This window comes from Arthrobacter sp. TMN-50 (genome assembly GCF_054511125.1).
The window spans coordinates 79,986-94,177 of record NZ_JBTNDG010000006.1 but is presented as its reverse complement, the minus strand read 5'-3'; the positions used below and the strand labels follow the sequence as shown (position 1 = coordinate 94,177).

13 protein-coding genes are annotated in these 14,192 nt (G+C 65.8%); 1 reads left to right on the top strand and 12 read right to left on the bottom strand.

Annotated elements, in window-relative coordinates; translation table 11 throughout:
• Positions 1–15 precede the first annotated feature (15 nt).
• The 11 genes from ACX80A_RS09475 to ACX80A_RS09425 form a co-directional block, all read right to left on the bottom strand.
• Positions 16–1,089: an NAD(P)/FAD-dependent oxidoreductase gene (locus ACX80A_RS09475; RefSeq protein ID WP_459259454.1), complete on the bottom strand. Its 1,074-nt coding sequence runs from the start codon at positions 1,087–1,089 to the stop codon at positions 16–18.
• A gap of 35 nt (positions 1,090–1,124) precedes the next feature.
• Positions 1,125–2,327, bottom strand: coding sequence for a glycine C-acetyltransferase (locus ACX80A_RS09470; RefSeq protein WP_459259453.1), 1,203 nt, complete (start codon positions 2,325–2,327; stop codon positions 1,125–1,127).
• An 8-nt stretch (positions 2,328–2,335) separates the two neighbouring features.
• A complete protein-coding gene (tdh, locus tag ACX80A_RS09465; protein ID WP_459259452.1) occupies positions 2,336–3,379 on the bottom strand; it encodes an L-threonine 3-dehydrogenase in 1,044 nt (347 codons plus the stop codon).
• Positions 3,380–3,504: 125 nt separating this feature from the next.
• Positions 3,505–4,254 (bottom strand): hypothetical protein, encoded by a 750-nt coding sequence (locus tag ACX80A_RS09460; RefSeq protein ID WP_459259451.1) that lies wholly within the window; start codon positions 4,252–4,254, stop codon positions 3,505–3,507.
• A gap of 1 nt (position 4,255) precedes the next feature.
• The gene (locus tag ACX80A_RS09455) at positions 4,256–5,203 is read right to left on the bottom strand and encodes an aminoglycoside phosphotransferase family protein (RefSeq protein WP_459259450.1); all 948 of its coding nucleotides are present in this window, start codon (positions 5,201–5,203) and stop codon (positions 4,256–4,258) included.
• 102 nt (positions 5,204–5,305) lie between these two features.
• Positions 5,306–6,814, bottom strand: coding sequence for an Asp-tRNA(Asn)/Glu-tRNA(Gln) amidotransferase subunit GatB (gene gatB / locus ACX80A_RS09450; RefSeq protein WP_459259523.1), 1,509 nt, complete (start codon positions 6,812–6,814; stop codon positions 5,306–5,308).
• A 5-nt stretch (positions 6,815–6,819) separates the two neighbouring features.
• Complete coding sequence (gatA, locus tag ACX80A_RS09445) at positions 6,820–8,376, bottom strand: Asp-tRNA(Asn)/Glu-tRNA(Gln) amidotransferase subunit GatA (protein ID WP_459259449.1); 1,557 nt, start codon at positions 8,374–8,376, stop codon at positions 6,820–6,822.
• A gap of 3 nt (positions 8,377–8,379) precedes the next feature.
• Positions 8,380–8,676 (bottom strand): Asp-tRNA(Asn)/Glu-tRNA(Gln) amidotransferase subunit GatC, encoded by a 297-nt coding sequence (gene gatC / locus ACX80A_RS09440; RefSeq protein ID WP_459259448.1) that lies wholly within the window; start codon positions 8,674–8,676, stop codon positions 8,380–8,382.
• A gap of 92 nt (positions 8,677–8,768) precedes the next feature.
• A complete protein-coding gene (locus ACX80A_RS09435) occupies positions 8,769–10,262 on the bottom strand; it encodes an HNH endonuclease (protein WP_459259447.1) in 1,494 nt (497 codons plus the stop codon).
• A 245-nt stretch (positions 10,263–10,507) separates the two neighbouring features.
• Positions 10,508–11,179 carry a hypothetical protein gene (locus ACX80A_RS09430; protein WP_459259446.1) on the bottom strand — a complete coding sequence of 224 codons (672 nt, stop codon included), beginning with the start codon at positions 11,177–11,179 and terminating at the stop codon, positions 10,508–10,510.
• 77 nt (positions 11,180–11,256) lie between these two features.
• A complete protein-coding gene (locus ACX80A_RS09425; protein ID WP_459259445.1) occupies positions 11,257–12,357 on the bottom strand; it encodes an alanine racemase in 1,101 nt (366 codons plus the stop codon).
• A 142-nt stretch (positions 12,358–12,499) separates the two neighbouring features.
• Here ACX80A_RS09425 and ACX80A_RS09420 point away from each other — a divergent pair, with 142 nt between their 5' ends.
• Positions 12,500–13,477 (top strand): zinc-binding dehydrogenase, encoded by a 978-nt coding sequence (locus ACX80A_RS09420; protein WP_459259444.1) that lies wholly within the window; start codon positions 12,500–12,502, stop codon positions 13,475–13,477.
• Positions 13,478–13,496: 19 nt separating this feature from the next.
• Here ACX80A_RS09420 and ACX80A_RS09415 read toward each other — a convergent pair whose 3' ends face one another.
• Positions 13,497–14,012: a GNAT family N-acetyltransferase gene (locus ACX80A_RS09415; RefSeq protein ID WP_459259443.1), complete on the bottom strand. Its 516-nt coding sequence runs from the start codon at positions 14,010–14,012 to the stop codon at positions 13,497–13,499.
• Between the last annotated feature and the right edge of the window lie 180 nt (positions 14,013–14,192).

The window sequence follows — 14,192 nt, the reverse complement described above, 5'->3', positions numbered from 1 at the left end:
ACCTGTCCTAAGCGGTCAGCGCGTCGGTTTCAGCGCCCCGGTGAGGGCCGGGTCGCTGGTCCCTTCCCTAAGGATCAGCGCCTTCGCCAGCTCCGCAGTCCCCGCCGACGTCTGGAAGCCGTAGCCGCCCTGGCCTGCCAGCCAGAAGAACCCGTCGGCCCCCGGATCGAAGCCGACTAGCGGTAACCCTGCCTTCGTTGAGGTGCGCAACCCGGTCCAGGAACGATCGATTGACGTAATCCCCAGGGTGGTTGCCTCGTCCAACCGCCGCCGGAGCGCCATCAGGTCGGCGGTACGGGGCTGGGCGTCCTCGGGCACACTCGGCTCCGACTCGCACGGCGAGATCAATGCCCCCGACCCCTCCGGCCGAAAGTAGAAGCTGTCGTCGGCCGCGGCGACCATCGGCGTCCCGGGCGCCAGCCCTTCAGTCAGCTGCACGACGGCGGCGGTCCGGCGATAGGGTCGCAAACCCTGGGTTTCGACACCTGAGATCACGGCGAATTCATCGGCCCACGCCCCGGCGGCATTGACGATGACGGCGGCGTGGATGGCGTGCGCGCCGGCACCGACGCTCCACCCGTGCCGTAACTGTTGGACCGAGTGGACCCGCGCGGCCGTGAGGATGATGGCGCCGTCGTTGAGCGCCGTCCGTCGGTGGTGAGCAATCAGGGCGTCGGAGTCCAGCCCAACCGAGGTGTCGTCGATCCCGGCGGCGGTGAAGGTTTCCGGGCGGAGCCGGGGGCAGAGGGCGAGGGCTTCCTCGGGGTTGATGGCGGTCATGGCACCGCTGGAACGCTGGGCGACGTCTTGCTGGGACCCGATCAGCATGAAGCTGCGCGGGGTGAGGAGCCGCAGGTGATGTTCATCATCGGCGGCACGGAGCAGGTCGAGGGTCCGCATTGTGAGCTGCTGCACCTCGGGCGGCCCATAGCTGGGAATGAGCTGCCGGGCCGACCTGGACGAGGCGTGATAGGCGAGGTCCTGTTCGGCTTCAACCAAGACCACGGTGCAGCGTCCAGCCAGTTGCGACGCCAGGGAAAGCCCGGCAATGCCGCCACCCACAATGAGAACGTCAGCGTTGAGTGCCATGCCAGCAGCCTACCCGGCGTCACCGAGCGGGAAGGCTAGCTGGTGGCCGTGACGACCTCGCGGGCAGCGATGAATGCTTGCACGCAGGCTTCGACGTCGGCGGCGCTATGCGCAGCGGACAGCTGGACCCGGATCCGGGCAGCACCGCGGGGCACCACCGGGAAGCGGAAGGCCGTCACAAACACGCCGCGTTCCAGCATGGCGTCGGCGGTTTTGGCTGCCTGCGCCGCGTCGCCGAACATCACGGGAATGATGGCGTGTTCGCCGTCGAGCAGGTCGAAGCCTTCCTCGGTCATCCGGCGGCGGAAGAGCGCCGAATTCTCCTCGAGCTTCGCCCTCAGATCGGCGCTGTTCTGGACCAGGTCCAGGGCGGTGAGGGTGGCGGCGACGATTGAGGGCGCCAGGGAGTTCGAGAACAGGTACGGTCTGGCCCGCTGGCGCAGGAGGGCGACGATTTCGGCGTGCGCTGCAACGTAGCCACCGGACGCGCCGCCGAGCGCCTTGCCGAAGGTTCCGGTGTAAATGTCGACTCGGCCGGAGACTCCCGCATGCTCGGGTGTTCCCGCACCCGTCGCACCCATGAACCCGACCGCATGGGAGTCATCCACCATGACCATCGCACCGTACTGGTCGGCGAGGTCGCAAATGGCTTTCAGCGGGGCGAGGTAGCCGTCCATCGAGAAGACCCCATCGGTGACGATCAGGGTGCGGCGCGCTCCACCGGCTTCCTTGAGCTTCGCTTCCAGATCGGCCATATCGCGGTTGGCGTAGCGGTACCGTTGAGCCTTGGACAGGCGAATACCGTCGATGATCGACGCGTGGTTCAGTGCATCCGAAATCACCGCGTCCTCGGCTGTCAGCAGGGATTCGAACACCCCGCCGTTCGCATCAAAACAGGAGGAGAACAGGATGGTGTCCTCAGTGCCCAGAAACCGTGACACCCGCGCCTCAAGCTCCAAATGCAGGTCCTGGGTGCCGCAGATGAACCGGACGGAGGCCATGCCGAACCCGCGCTCGTCGAGCGCCCGCTTGGCAGCGGCAATAATCGCTGGGTGGTCGGCCAGTCCCAGGTAGTTGTTGGCGCAGAAGTTCAACACCCGCTGGGGATCGCCGTCGAGCGTTGCTGCCTCAATGCGATTCGACTGCGGGGAGGAAATCCGCCGCTCGTTCTTGAACAGGCCCGCGCTGCGGATACCGTCCAGTTCGTCGGTCAGCTGACCCTGAATACTCGTGTACATGGTGCCCCTTAGAATCCGGTCCAGTCGAGGACTACTTTGCCGCTGGCCCCGTTGCGAGCGGTATTGAACCCCTGCTGCCACTGCGCCGCGGGGAGCGTATCGGTGACCACGCTGGAAATCGCCTGCTGCAGGACTGGGTTGGACTGCAGCATCGCGCTCATGGCGTACCAGGTTTCGAACATTTCGCGTCCGTAAATGCCCTTGAGGGTGAGCATGTGGGTGACCACCTTGGCCCAGTCGATGGTGATGTCGGCCGAGGGCAGCCCGAGCATCGCGATCCTGCCGCCATGGTTCATGTTGTCAATCATTTCGGGCAGAGCGGTGGGGTGACCAGACATCTCCATGCCGACGTCGAACCCCTCCCGCATCCCGAGCTGCCGCTGGGCGTCAGCGATCCGGGTGGCGCTCACGTTAACGGCCAGATCGGCACCGATGGTGAGGGCCAGGTCCAACCGCGGCTGGAAGACGTCGGTGACGGCAATGTAGCGGGCCCCGGCGTGGCGGGCGACGGCGGCCGCCATCAGTCCGATCGGCCCCGCGCCAGTGATCAGCACGTCCTCGCCGACGAGCGGGAAGCTCAGCGCGGTGTGGACGGCGTTGCCGAACGGGTCGAAAATGGCGCCCAGTTCAGGGGTAATTCCTGCGGGGTGGACCCAGACGTTGGGTTCGGGGATCACCACAAACTCGGCGAACGCGCCGTCGCGTTGCACACCGACGCTGGCGGTCCTGATGCACATTTGGCGGCGACCTGCACGGCAATTCCGGCAGGTTCCGCAGACAATGTGGCCTTCGCCGGAGACCCTGTCCCCGACCTTGACGTCCCGCACGCCCGTCCCGAGTTCAACCACTTCACCGTAGAACTCATGCCCGGGGATCAGGGGGGCGTTGATGATCCCTGCGGCCCACTGGTCCCAGGATTCGATATGAAGATCGGTGCCACAGATCCCGGTGGTCATCACGCGGATCTTGACCTCGCCGAGGCCCGGTGTGGGTTCAGGTCGGTTAACCAATTCGAAACCGGGGTGTGGCCCGGACTTGTAGAGCGCCTTCACTGCTGGGGTTTCCTTCCACCCGCACGCGGTGGGTCAGCGTGGTACGCCCCTGCGCGTGCAGTTCAGTCATCCTGGTGCGGTGACACCTCCGCCAGCGTATCAGCCGGGCCGGGTCGGACCGGGGATCATTCGCCGTCCCGCAGGGCAAGGCACATGACCGAGGCATCGTCGGCCGCCTCGCCAATCTCGTGTTGGGTGACACGCAGAGTCAACATGAGCTCCTGCGCTCCTTCAGGGGTGCTGACCGCTTCGAGAAAAGCTTCGGGCCCCGAGACCAGGCCCAGATCGACGGCCCGCCAGGCCCCATCCGACGCCAGCACCACGGTGTGCGCCAGGCCTACCTCTACCAGGTGCGCGCGCTCCGCCGCCTCGGGTTCCCGTCGTGCCACCCACACACCATCTTCGGTGTTGCGGTCGCGTCGTGCCTGCCGGTGGTCGGTAATCGTTCCGGTCGGCTCGCTGATGGGGGTCCCCACGTGCAGCCAACTCCCGTCGTACCGGCGCGCCACGATGTGACAATCGGCGAGGCTGAGGACCCGGACGCCGTCGTCGTCGGCCGTCACCAGCGACACTGCGGCACTGGGGAACCGATGCGACCGGTCGCCCACCAGCCGCTGGCCCAGGGCATCAACACTGGTCAGGGCGGCGGCGAGTACAGCGCGGGGGTCGGCGGGACCGACGCTCTCGGCCAACGCCAGGTTGAGGACCTGCGCGTACCACGACGGGTTGGAGGCGCCCGGCAGGTCGATCTCTTCAAGAAGGGAGGTGGCTCCGTCAATCATCCAGGCGGCGTTGCCCCGATACCCGCAGGCGTCTTCCATGATGTGGTTGTCGCCCTCGGTTTGCACACGCGATAGGTGGGTCCACTGCGCCATGTCAGCGGATACCGCCGGCGAGCCGCGTCCCGTGGTCAACCAGGACCGAGTGCAGCACCTGCTGGCCCATTGCGCTGAATACCGGATCGTCGGTGGAGTCCGCCATCAGCGCCGCCCCCATGCACAGCGCCCAGCCACGGGCACGCTGCCAGGTGGCATCCGACGTGGGGCGGACAATGTTGATCCGGTTTTGGAAGACCCGGCGGCCGTGTCGGTCGAAGACCAACCAGGCGGCGGCGAGGTCCGTGGCGGGGTCGCCGCCGGTGAGGTCGCCGAAGTCGAGGACCGCCGTCAGCTTCTGTCCGGGACCGAGCACCAGATTTGCCGCGTGGAGGTCACCATGCAGCCACAGGGCCGGTCCGTCCCACGCTTGCTGATCGCGAAGTTCCTCCCACAGGGTCCGCAAGGGTTCGGCTGTGAGCAGCGGCAGGGCGTCGAGTCGCTGCTGGACGGCCTGGTCGCGTCCGCTGAGCGCTCCGCCGCGTACCGCGTTTCGAGGAGCGGCTGCCGGAGCCGGCTGCTGGAAGGCCAGCACGAAGTCGGCGAGATCCTCAGCCGCGGAAGTCCGGTCCGCGACGGGGACCTGGGTGGCGACTGTACCGTCCGCCCAGGCCGTGATGCTCCAGTGCCAGGGGAACGACGGCGACGGTGCCCCCGTCCGGACCGGCGCAGAGGCGACGCGCAACGGTGACTGCTGCGACGATGCCCGCGGGCCGGCGTCAGCCAATAGTTGCGGGAGCCAGCGTTGTTCGTTCAAGGCAAGTTCGGCGGAGTTCTGCCGGCGGGGCAGCCTGACCGCCAAATCCTCGCCGAGCCGGAAGATCACGCTATCCCAGCCCTCGGCGACCGGTTCGAGCGACAGGTCAGCGAGGTCCGGGTGCTGAGCACGGAGGAGGCCACGGACCAGGTCAGTGGTGATCTGCACCTCGGCGGGCGGCCTGTTCGCCACGGGTGGTCCTTTCCATCAGAAACGGTGAGCAACCCGGACCGCTCGGAGGGAAATGTTACCCCCTCTGGTCCAGGTTGCTCACCTGTCGGGCGATCTGAGCGACTAGCCCTCGACGCCGAGGCGCTGCAGGATCAGTTCCCGCACCCGGCCCGCGTCGGCTTGGCCGCGGGTCGTCTTCATGACCCCGCCCACGATCGCGCCGACAGCCTGCACCTTGCCGCCACGGATCTTGTCCGCCACGTCGGGTTGGGCGGCCAGTGCGGCGTCGATGGCCTCGAGCAGCGGGCCGTCGTCGGACACGACCGCCAGCCCGCGGGCCTCAACCACCTCGGTGGGGGTGCCTTCACCGGCGAGGACACCGTCGAGCACCTCCCGGGAGAGCTTGTCGTTGATCTTCCCCGACTCGATCAGCGAGTTCAGCTCGACGATCAGCTCGGGGGTGACACCCAGCTCGGACGGCTCGACGTCGGCCACCTTCGCGCGGCGGGAAATCTCGCCCATCCACCATTTGCGGGCGACGGCGGGTTTGACCCCGGCGGCGATGGTGTCCTCGATTGAGGACATCACTCCGGCGTTGACGACGTCGCGGAACTCGGCGTCGGAGTAGCCCCAGTCCTGCTGCAGCCGTTTGCGGCGTTCGGCCGGCGGCTCGGGCAGTTCCGAGCGGAGCCGCTCGATCCAGTCCTCCGTGGTGACGATGGGCACCAGATCGGGTTCCGGGAAGTAGCGGTAGTCGTCGGCATCGGACTTGGGCCGCCCGGACGTCGTCGACCGGGTGTCCTCGTGCCAGTGACGGGTTTCCTGGACGATGGCCGTCCCGGAATCCAGCACCGCAGCGTGGCGCTGGATCTCGTACCTGACCGCGTGCTCGACGGCGCGCAGCGAGTTCACGTTCTTAGTTTCGGTGCGGGTGCCGAACTTCTCCTGCCCCTTGGGTTTGAGGGAGACGTTGGCGTCGCAGCGGACGTTGCCGCGCTCCATCCGGGCGTCAGACACGCCGAGGTTCTTCACGATCTCTCGGATCGCCGCCACGTAGGCCTTCGCCAGTTCGGGAGCACGGGCGCCTGCCCCGACGATCGGTTTCGTCACGATTTCCACCAGGGGAACGCCGGCACGGTTGTAGTCCACCAGAGAGAACTCGGCACCCTGGATGCGGCCCGTGGAGCCACCCATATGGGTCAGCTTCCCGGCGTCCTCCTCCATATGGGCGCGCTCAATTTCGATGGTGAACACGGTGCCGTCGGCGAGCTCGATGTCGATGGACCCGTCGTAGGCGATCGGATCCTCATACTGGGACGTCTGGAAGTTCTTCGGAGTATCCGGGTAAAAGTAGTTCTTCCGGGCGAAGTAACACTTCTCGGCGATCTTGCAGCCCAGCGCCAACCCAATCTTGATCGACGACTCGACGGCCACCCGGTTCACCACCGGCAGCACGCCGGGCAGGCCCAGGTCCACCGGGGTGACGTTGGTGTTGGGGGTGTCACCGAATGCATTGGGCGCCGAAGAGAACATCTTGGTCTGGGTGTTCAACTCAACGTGGACCTCGAAGCCCAGTACCGGATCGTACTTGTTGAGGGCGTCATCGAAGGTCAGGATGTCTTCCGTTGCCATGCTCATCAGTTGGTTCCTCCTGCAGTGCTAGTCTCCATGCGGTCGGCAGCGCCCTTAGGTCGCAGCACCGGGGCGCGGTCCAGCAACGGACCGCCCCAGTTGGCTTCGAGCAACGATTCCAGTACCGCTCCTACCCGGTATAGCCGGGCGTCCTGGCGAGCCGGAGCCAGCAACTGGATCCCGACGGGCAGCCCGTCCTCGTCTGCGAGGCCGCCCGGCAGGGACAGCCCGGGTACGCCGGCCATGTTCGCGGGGATCGTAGCGACGTCGTTCAGGTACATGGCCAGCGGGTCGTCGAGCTTCTCCCCCAGCTTGAACGCCGTCGTCGGCGCCGTCGGGGAAATCAGTACGTCAGCCTGCGTGAACGCAGCCTCAAAGTCGCGCTGGATCAGGGTGCGGACCTTCTGCGCCGAGCCGTAGTAGGCGTCATAGTAGCCAGCGCTCAGCGCGTAGGTGCCGAGGATGATCCGGCGTTTGACCTCGTCACCGAACCCTGCGGCACGGGTGGCGCTCATGACACGTTCGATGGTGGGGGCACCATCGGGCACTACCCGCAGGCCGAACCGGACGCCATCGTACTTGGCAAGGTTCGACGACGCCTCGGACGGCATGATCAGGTAGTAGGCGCCCAGCGCGTAGTCGAAGTTCGGGCACGACACCTCAACGATTTCTGCGCCCGCACCGCTCAGCAGGTTCAGTGACTCCTGGAAGCGGGTCAGGACGCCGGCCTGGTAGCCCTCGCCCTGCAGTTCCTTGATGACGCCGATGCGCATCCCCTCGACGTTGCCCAGCCGGGCGGCCTCGACGAGCGCGCCGAGGGGATCGGTGAGGGAGGTGGAATCGTTCGGATCGTGACCGCCAATAACCTCGTGCAGCAGCGCCGAGTCAAGGACGGTCCGCGAGACGGGGCCAATCTGGTCCAGCGAGGACGCCATCGCAATGGCGCCGTACCGGGAGACTCCCCCGTAAGTGGGCTTCACTCCGACGGTTCCAGTGACAGCACCGGGCTGACGGATGGAGCCGCCGGTGTCGGTGCCCAGGGCGAGCGGCGCTTCGAAAGCGGCGACGGCGGCAGCCGAGCCACCGCCCGATCCGCCCGGAATGCGGTCCAGATCCCACGGGTTGCGGGTGGGTCCATAGGCGGAATGCTCGGTGGAGGAACCCATAGCGAATTCGTCCAGGTTGGTCTTGCCGAGGATGGGCATGCCCGCGGCGCGGAGACGGCGAATCACCGTGGCGTCGTATGGGCTATGCCAGCCTTCAAGGATCTTCGAGCCAGCGGTGGTGGGCTGACCCTTGGTGACAATCAGGTCCTTGACCGCAATCGGAACACCAGCCAGCGGGTGGAGGTGCTCCGAGTTGGCGCGGGCTTTATCGACTCCGGCTGCGACGGTGAGCGCTTCGTCAGTGTTGACGTGCAGGAAGGCGTGGACGCCGTCGGCGCCGCCGTCGACGTGGGCAATTCGATCGAGGTGGGCCTGGGTGGCTTCGACCGCCGAGATTTCTCTGTCGGCAAGTTTCTGCGCAAGCGCCGCGGCGCTGAGCCGAATGAGTTCAGTCATGGGTTATTCCCCGTCCAGGATTGCAGGGACCTTGAAGCGTCCGTCGGCGTTATCGGGGGCACCGGAGAGGGCTTCCTCGTTGCTGAGGGTTTCGCCAATCACGTCCTCGCGGTACACGTTGCTCAGCGGAATGGGGTGGCTGGTGGCGGGGATGTCGTCGCCTGCTGCCTCGCTGACCCGCTTGATTGAGTCGACAATGACAGCCAGCTCGCCAGCCATCCGGTCCAGCTCGTCGGCGCTCATATCGATGTGGGCTAGCCGCGCCAGGTGCGCAACGTCCTCACGGTTGATCTCAGCCATAAATCTCCCATGGTCAGTGAATTGGTGTTTGATTCCAGTCTACGTGCGGTGCACGCCCCGACCGATTCGGGCCGGAACGGGAACAGTGCGGTTCAGACGTGTGGACGGCTGGCCCGACGGCGTGGCCTACCCAGTCTGGGTGGACCTTCCCTGTGGGCCGACTCTGGTCCGGATACTGGTCCGGATGCGGTCCCAGTTCCGGGGAGGGGTGGTGCGGTGGAGTGGTAGGTGTGGCCGGTGGGGGTGGTCATCCGGAAGGTATGTCGGGACCCCGGTCCTGGTCCGGGGCGTGGTTGGGCTGTCCAGCCGGGGGTTTCTTTGGTGTGGTTGCACGCTTCGCAGAGCCCCGCCCCGTTGGCGATCGAGGTACGCCCGCCCCGATTCCACGGGACGATGTGGTCGTAGTGCCGGATCGGTGCATCACAATACGGGGTGCGGCAGGTGTCATCCCGGGCGCTAATGAATCGGCGTTGCGCCCGCGTGAAGAACCGGGCTCTGGCGTCCATCGCCACGAGGTCCCCGGTTGCGGGGGCGGTGTAGAGGCGCCGTACCCACACGTCGTAATTGGGCTGGGTGGGATCAGGGTGGAGGAGGTCCCTGGCCCAGGAGGACGGGACGATGCCGTACCCGGGGATCCTGGCTGGTTCGCTATCGCCCTGGAACAGGGCACGGTCGGTCATGATGACCTGCACCTCAACCCGGGTTATCCCTCCGGCGACACCGGTGATCCGTTCGACCAGGGTGTCCGCCATCAGCTGACCTTTAGACCGGGTGTCTCCGGCCGCCCGGGCGGTATCGGCGTGCCGGGTCAACGCCGCGTAGGCGGCGACGGCGTTCTTCACTGGTAACAGGGCGGTCAGGTATGCCATGGTGTCTGGTGCCGGCCGGAGACTCACGTACCGCTCATTGGCGGCGTGGGCTGCCCGGTTCACCACCGAACGTGGATCCCGGCGGTACGCCGCAGCCCGGGCGGCCGCGATGATCGTCTTGTCCCCGCACCCGGTGAACGTCCCCGCGTCGGCTGCGAGTTCTTCGTCGACGGCGGTCCGGTCGGCGCTGGACAGGCACGCGGTTTCCTTCACCAGCAGGGTCGCCCGCCACTCATTGAGCTCGCCGGCCTCCAAAGCTGCGAGGGTGTGCGGCATTTCCGTCACCAGCGCCCGGGCCAACCCCAGCAGCCGGCTGCCGCGGGACGGGGACTCCCGCCGAGCCAACGCGACCTGCACGCCAATACTCTTGCCCTGCTCCGCCTTGCCCTGTTCCGCGACGGGTATCCCGGCGTCGGTCTGGGCAGCACGTTCGACCAGATCAACAGCCACAACAATCCGGGCTTGCACCCCAGCGATAGCGGACTTCACGTCCTCCAGGCCGCGAAGCTGATCAATCAACCCGGCGGACGTCGTAGCCAGCTTCAGCGCTCTAAGGGCCACAGCCACCGCCTGCGTCGAACCCACCACCGCGGTCCCGCATCCCGCACCTCCGCCACCCGATTCAGTGCCGTCTTTCGGGCCAGGAGCGCCGCGCGGAGCCGTCCGAGGGAGGGTGTATCCCTTCCGGGCCAACGCTGGAGCTGTCCTTCCGTCCATACCTCAATTGTCCCAAACCCCGCCGACAGTTTCGGGTTTCATGAGCCTATGTGGATAAATCTCTCGAACAAAGATTCGAAACCAAAGAGGTGTGAACACAACTCGTTCCCGACGCCCTCGTCCTCTTCGCGGCAACCGCCTGCGTCGACTACCCGGAAGAACACCAGGCGCTCCGGTCACCGCTCGACCCGGAGTATGGCAACAGCAGCCAGTATTACCCCGACGGCACCTGACAGCGGAACGGGTCATCGCTCACCCTCAGGGAGAATCCCCGCTATTCCTGACGAATCCAACAGCGGGGCTCCGACGACGTTGATCCGCACCGGCAAGTCCCGGAGCTGGGGTTGGCTTGCAAGCGCACGAGCCAAGGTGACTCCGTCATCCGCTCCACCAATGACGTCCACCACGATCTCAGCGGTGACCGCATCGAAGTAGACACCCTGAATGGTCGGGGAGATCTCTTCCCAGGGAGTGTCCTCAATCGCCTTCACCAGCTCCAGCATCGAGTACTCGGCCCCGTACTCGATTACGACGATCGGCCACAGCGGATCGCCGCGGACGGCATCCAACCCGGAGAGGGGCTCCTCCCCCGTCAGCCTCACAACACCACCAAACTCGGGCTCATGCCGCAGGAATACTCCCGCTAATCGAGGTCCGGCAAACGTACTGATCCGTCCCAGCAGCGCCGACAGGTCCTCATGGTGGCTTAGGCGGTCCGCCGCTTCGTCGACCGGCAGCGCGTAATCTTCGACATATCCGCGAGCATCAATCTCCAAGGGATCAGTGACGACGACGAGCGGCGCACCCCACGATGTCCGCTCCGGTTCCTGCGCCTGTCCCGGCGCCGCGAGGTTTACTGTCCCCAGGAGGAGGATCACCAGCGCTGAAGACGAACCCGCCCGTGCCTTGGCTGTCATCAGCATTCCTGTCCTAAGTCCGGTAGGCACAGGCTACGCCCAGGAGTCCACGCTGCATATGACCGGGTCTGTCACTCTCATTTGTTCCTGCCGCGCGCTGCGACACTCCAATGGTCGACGACGACGCCGCCGCTGATCACCGTGACCTCATCGACAAGGTTCATGGTCAGGCACACGTGGTTGGGAATTACCCTCAATCGCTCCCCCAGGGCTGGCAAGGGGAGGTCATCCGGCCAGACGACTGTGGCGTGGTGCTCGGAGAGTGCTGTAACCCGAGCTTCGGGATGGTCCATCAGACGTCCAAACCCCGTCGCCCAGGCCGGACGGTCGCTGCCGACCACCTTGCTGCCCGCGTCAAGGACCAACCGACGTGGCGTATCGCCCTCGCCCTCATGCCTGCTGACAACAGTCGACGCGATCGTCAGGGCAATACCGTCGAGGGTGCACCGTTCGAGTTCCAGCTGCTGGGCGTCGCCAAAAACATACACTCCGGGCCGGGCCTCTGTTGCTGCCGACGGACCGGTGAGGACAGCCGTCGGAGTGGATCCGCCACTGATGCGGGTGATATTGAACCCCGCAGTCTCCAGCAGATCGGTGGCTTCGGCGAGCGCCTGCTGTTCCTGCCCGGCTGCGCGAACGGGCATCCCCGGCGCATAGCTGTGACCGGGGAAGGTGAAGACCCCCGTCATCCGCAGTCCGACGCTGGCCGCAGCACGGGCGACCTCCACGGCCCGGGCTGGGCTGACGCCGCTGCGATGATGACCGCTGTCAATCTCCACCAGGACCTCGATCCGGTCGGCGCCCTCCGCCAGGGCCGTGCCCATGACCCGTGCGGACTCAACCGAATCCGCACCGACCGCGACGCGGGCCGCAGAGCTGAGCCGCACCAGACGGCTGGCGTGGTGAGAAGTGACCCACAACGGGTAAGCGATGAAGACGTCAGTTGCACCATGCTCCACAAAAACTTCGGCCTCCCCGATCGTCGCCACTGTCAGCCCCACAGCACCCGCTGCGATCTGGAGTGCGGCGATCTGCGGGAGCTTATGGGTTTTTACATGCGGGCGAAGGTCAATTCTTTTCTCACGCATCACGTAGGCCATCCCGTCGATATTGCGCTTCAGAACGTCCAGGTCGATCATCACCTCTGGCGTTTCGACACCCTCTGGCACATCGCTCATCGTTTCTCCTCTTCCTCATGACGACGCTATCCGCACCACACCGGCAGACCCACCGACCTTCTCACAACCCCGGGACAGGAATACCGCACCCTGCCTTTCGGTTGCCTTCCGAGTAACCACTTGGAGCAGAAAGAAGGCAACTATGCGCGCTATTCGGCAGCACACTTTTGGGGAACCCTGGGATGTACTTCGGGTGGATGATGTTGCGACTCCCGAGCCCGGCCCCGGTCAGGTTCGCGTCCGCACGCTCTTGTCGCCCATCCATAACCACGACCTCTGGACGGTTCGTGGAACCTACGGCTTCAAACCCGAGCTTCCCGCCCAGGCGGGTAGCGAGGCCGTCGGGGTCATCGACGTGCTGGGCGACGGCGTCGACCACCTCACCGTAGGCCAGCGGGTCGCCACCGGTGGGACCTTCGGAGTGTGGGCTGAGTACTTCATCGCCCAGGCTCAGGGCCTGATTCCCGTTGATGATGAGGCTCCCGACGACGTCGCCTCACAGTTGGTCGCCATGCCGTTCTCGGCACTCGCCCTCCTCGACTGGCTCAACCTCACCGAGGGCGACTGGATCATCCAGAATGCCGCCAACGGCGCTGTTGGTCGGTTGCTGGCCCAGCTTGCTCCGAGCCGCGGCATCAACGTCGTCGGCCTCGTGCGCCGTGACGCGGGAGTCGCTGAACTAGCCGCGCAGGGTATCGAACGGATTGTTTCGACCGAGCATGAGGGCTGGCAGGACCGGATCGCCGAGCTTACCGGCGGCGCGAGGATCGTCGCGGGCATTGATTCGGTGGGCGGTGAGGCAAGCAACGATATCCTCTCCCAGCTTGGCGAGAACGCAACGCTCGTGGTGTTCGGGGCAATGGGCGGAAGCACCATGACGCTCAACTCCGGGGCGATCATCTTCAAGAACCTGACGGTCAAGGGCTTCTGGGGCAGCACGGTGATGCGCGAGTTGCCGCCTCACCGTCGCGGCGAGCTATTCAGCGAACTCCTGCTGCGGGTGAAAGATGGCACCCTTTCCTTCCCGATCGAGGCCAGCTACTCGTTCGATCAGGTGCAGGAAGCGTCGAAGGCCAACTTCGTTGCGGGCCGCAAGGGCAAGGTTGTGCTGCGCCCATAAGACCGTCGCGCCGGTGCAGTTAGAGCGCCAGCCGGAACACCCAAAGCAGGATCTCCTCGTCGCTTACCCACCAGTCCCGTTCGGGCTGCCGCTCAAATCCCAGCGAACGGTACAGGGCGTGGGCACGGGTCATGTCGGAACCGCTGGTCAGGCTGACGGCCGAGATGCCGTTCAGGGACCGGGCATGCTCGATGATCGCCTCCACCATGATCCGGCCCACCCCGCCGCGCTGTAGTGCAGGGTCGACGGCGAGCATCCTGAACTCCAGTTCACCGGCGACGGCGATGTCGGTGTACCGCTGCCCCTCGAACGTGATGGCCACCGAGGCAACCACCACCCCGTCACGTTCGGCCACCCAGATCTCGGCGTGCTCGGCACGGTGTTCGACGTCGGCCAGCACCCTCATGTACGGGTGGTCGGCGGCCTCGAAGTACCCCGCCTCCAGGTAGGCTGCGCAGGTGATGCGGCGGACGTCGTCGTAGTCGGCTTCCGCTACGGGGCGGATCGTCAGGTTGGCTGGAGCGTGGGGGGTCATCAAGTCCTCATCGGGAAAACGGGTGGGGTACGACGTCGGAGCTTATCTTCCAATTCTGCTTTACGCCCCGGTCCTGCGCCACACGGCACTGCTCCCTGTCACGTCTCAGCCGCCCGACTGGGCGGGGACTCTCGCTGCCAGCTGCAGTACGATCGAGCCGCAGGCGCGATCGGGAAGAAT

Coding starts and splice junctions, on each gene's coding strand:
- ACX80A_RS09475 (WP_459259454.1), bottom strand. CDS start 1,089: ATGGCACTCAACGCTGACGTTCTCATTGTGGGTGGCGGCATTGCCGGG.
- ACX80A_RS09470 (WP_459259453.1), bottom strand. CDS start 2,327: ATGTACACGAGTATTCAGGGTCAGCTGACCGACGAACTGGACGGTATC.
- ACX80A_RS09460 (WP_459259451.1), bottom strand. CDS start 4,254: ATGGCGCAGTGGACCCACCTATCGCGTGTGCAAACCGAGGGCGACAAC.
- gatB (WP_459259523.1), bottom strand. CDS start 6,814: ATGGCAACGGAAGACATCCTGACCTTCGATGACGCCCTCAACAAGTAC.
- gatA (WP_459259449.1), bottom strand. CDS start 8,376: ATGACTGAACTCATTCGGCTCAGCGCCGCGGCGCTTGCGCAGAAACTT.
- gatC (WP_459259448.1), bottom strand. CDS start 8,676: ATGGCTGAGATCAACCGTGAGGACGTTGCGCACCTGGCGCGGCTAGCC.
- ACX80A_RS09435 (WP_459259447.1), bottom strand. CDS start 10,262: ATGGACGGAAGGACAGCTCCAGCGTTGGCCCGGAAGGGATACACCCTC.
- ACX80A_RS09430 (WP_459259446.1), bottom strand. CDS start 11,179: ATGACAGCCAAGGCACGGGCGGGTTCGTCTTCAGCGCTGGTGATCCTC.
- ACX80A_RS09425 (WP_459259445.1), bottom strand. CDS start 12,357: ATGAGCGATGTGCCAGAGGGTGTCGAAACGCCAGAGGTGATGATCGAC.
- ACX80A_RS09420 (WP_459259444.1), top strand. CDS start 12,500: ATGCGCGCTATTCGGCAGCACACTTTTGGGGAACCCTGGGATGTACTT.
- ACX80A_RS09415 (WP_459259443.1), bottom strand. CDS start 14,012: ATGACCCCCCACGCTCCAGCCAACCTGACGATCCGCCCCGTAGCGGAA.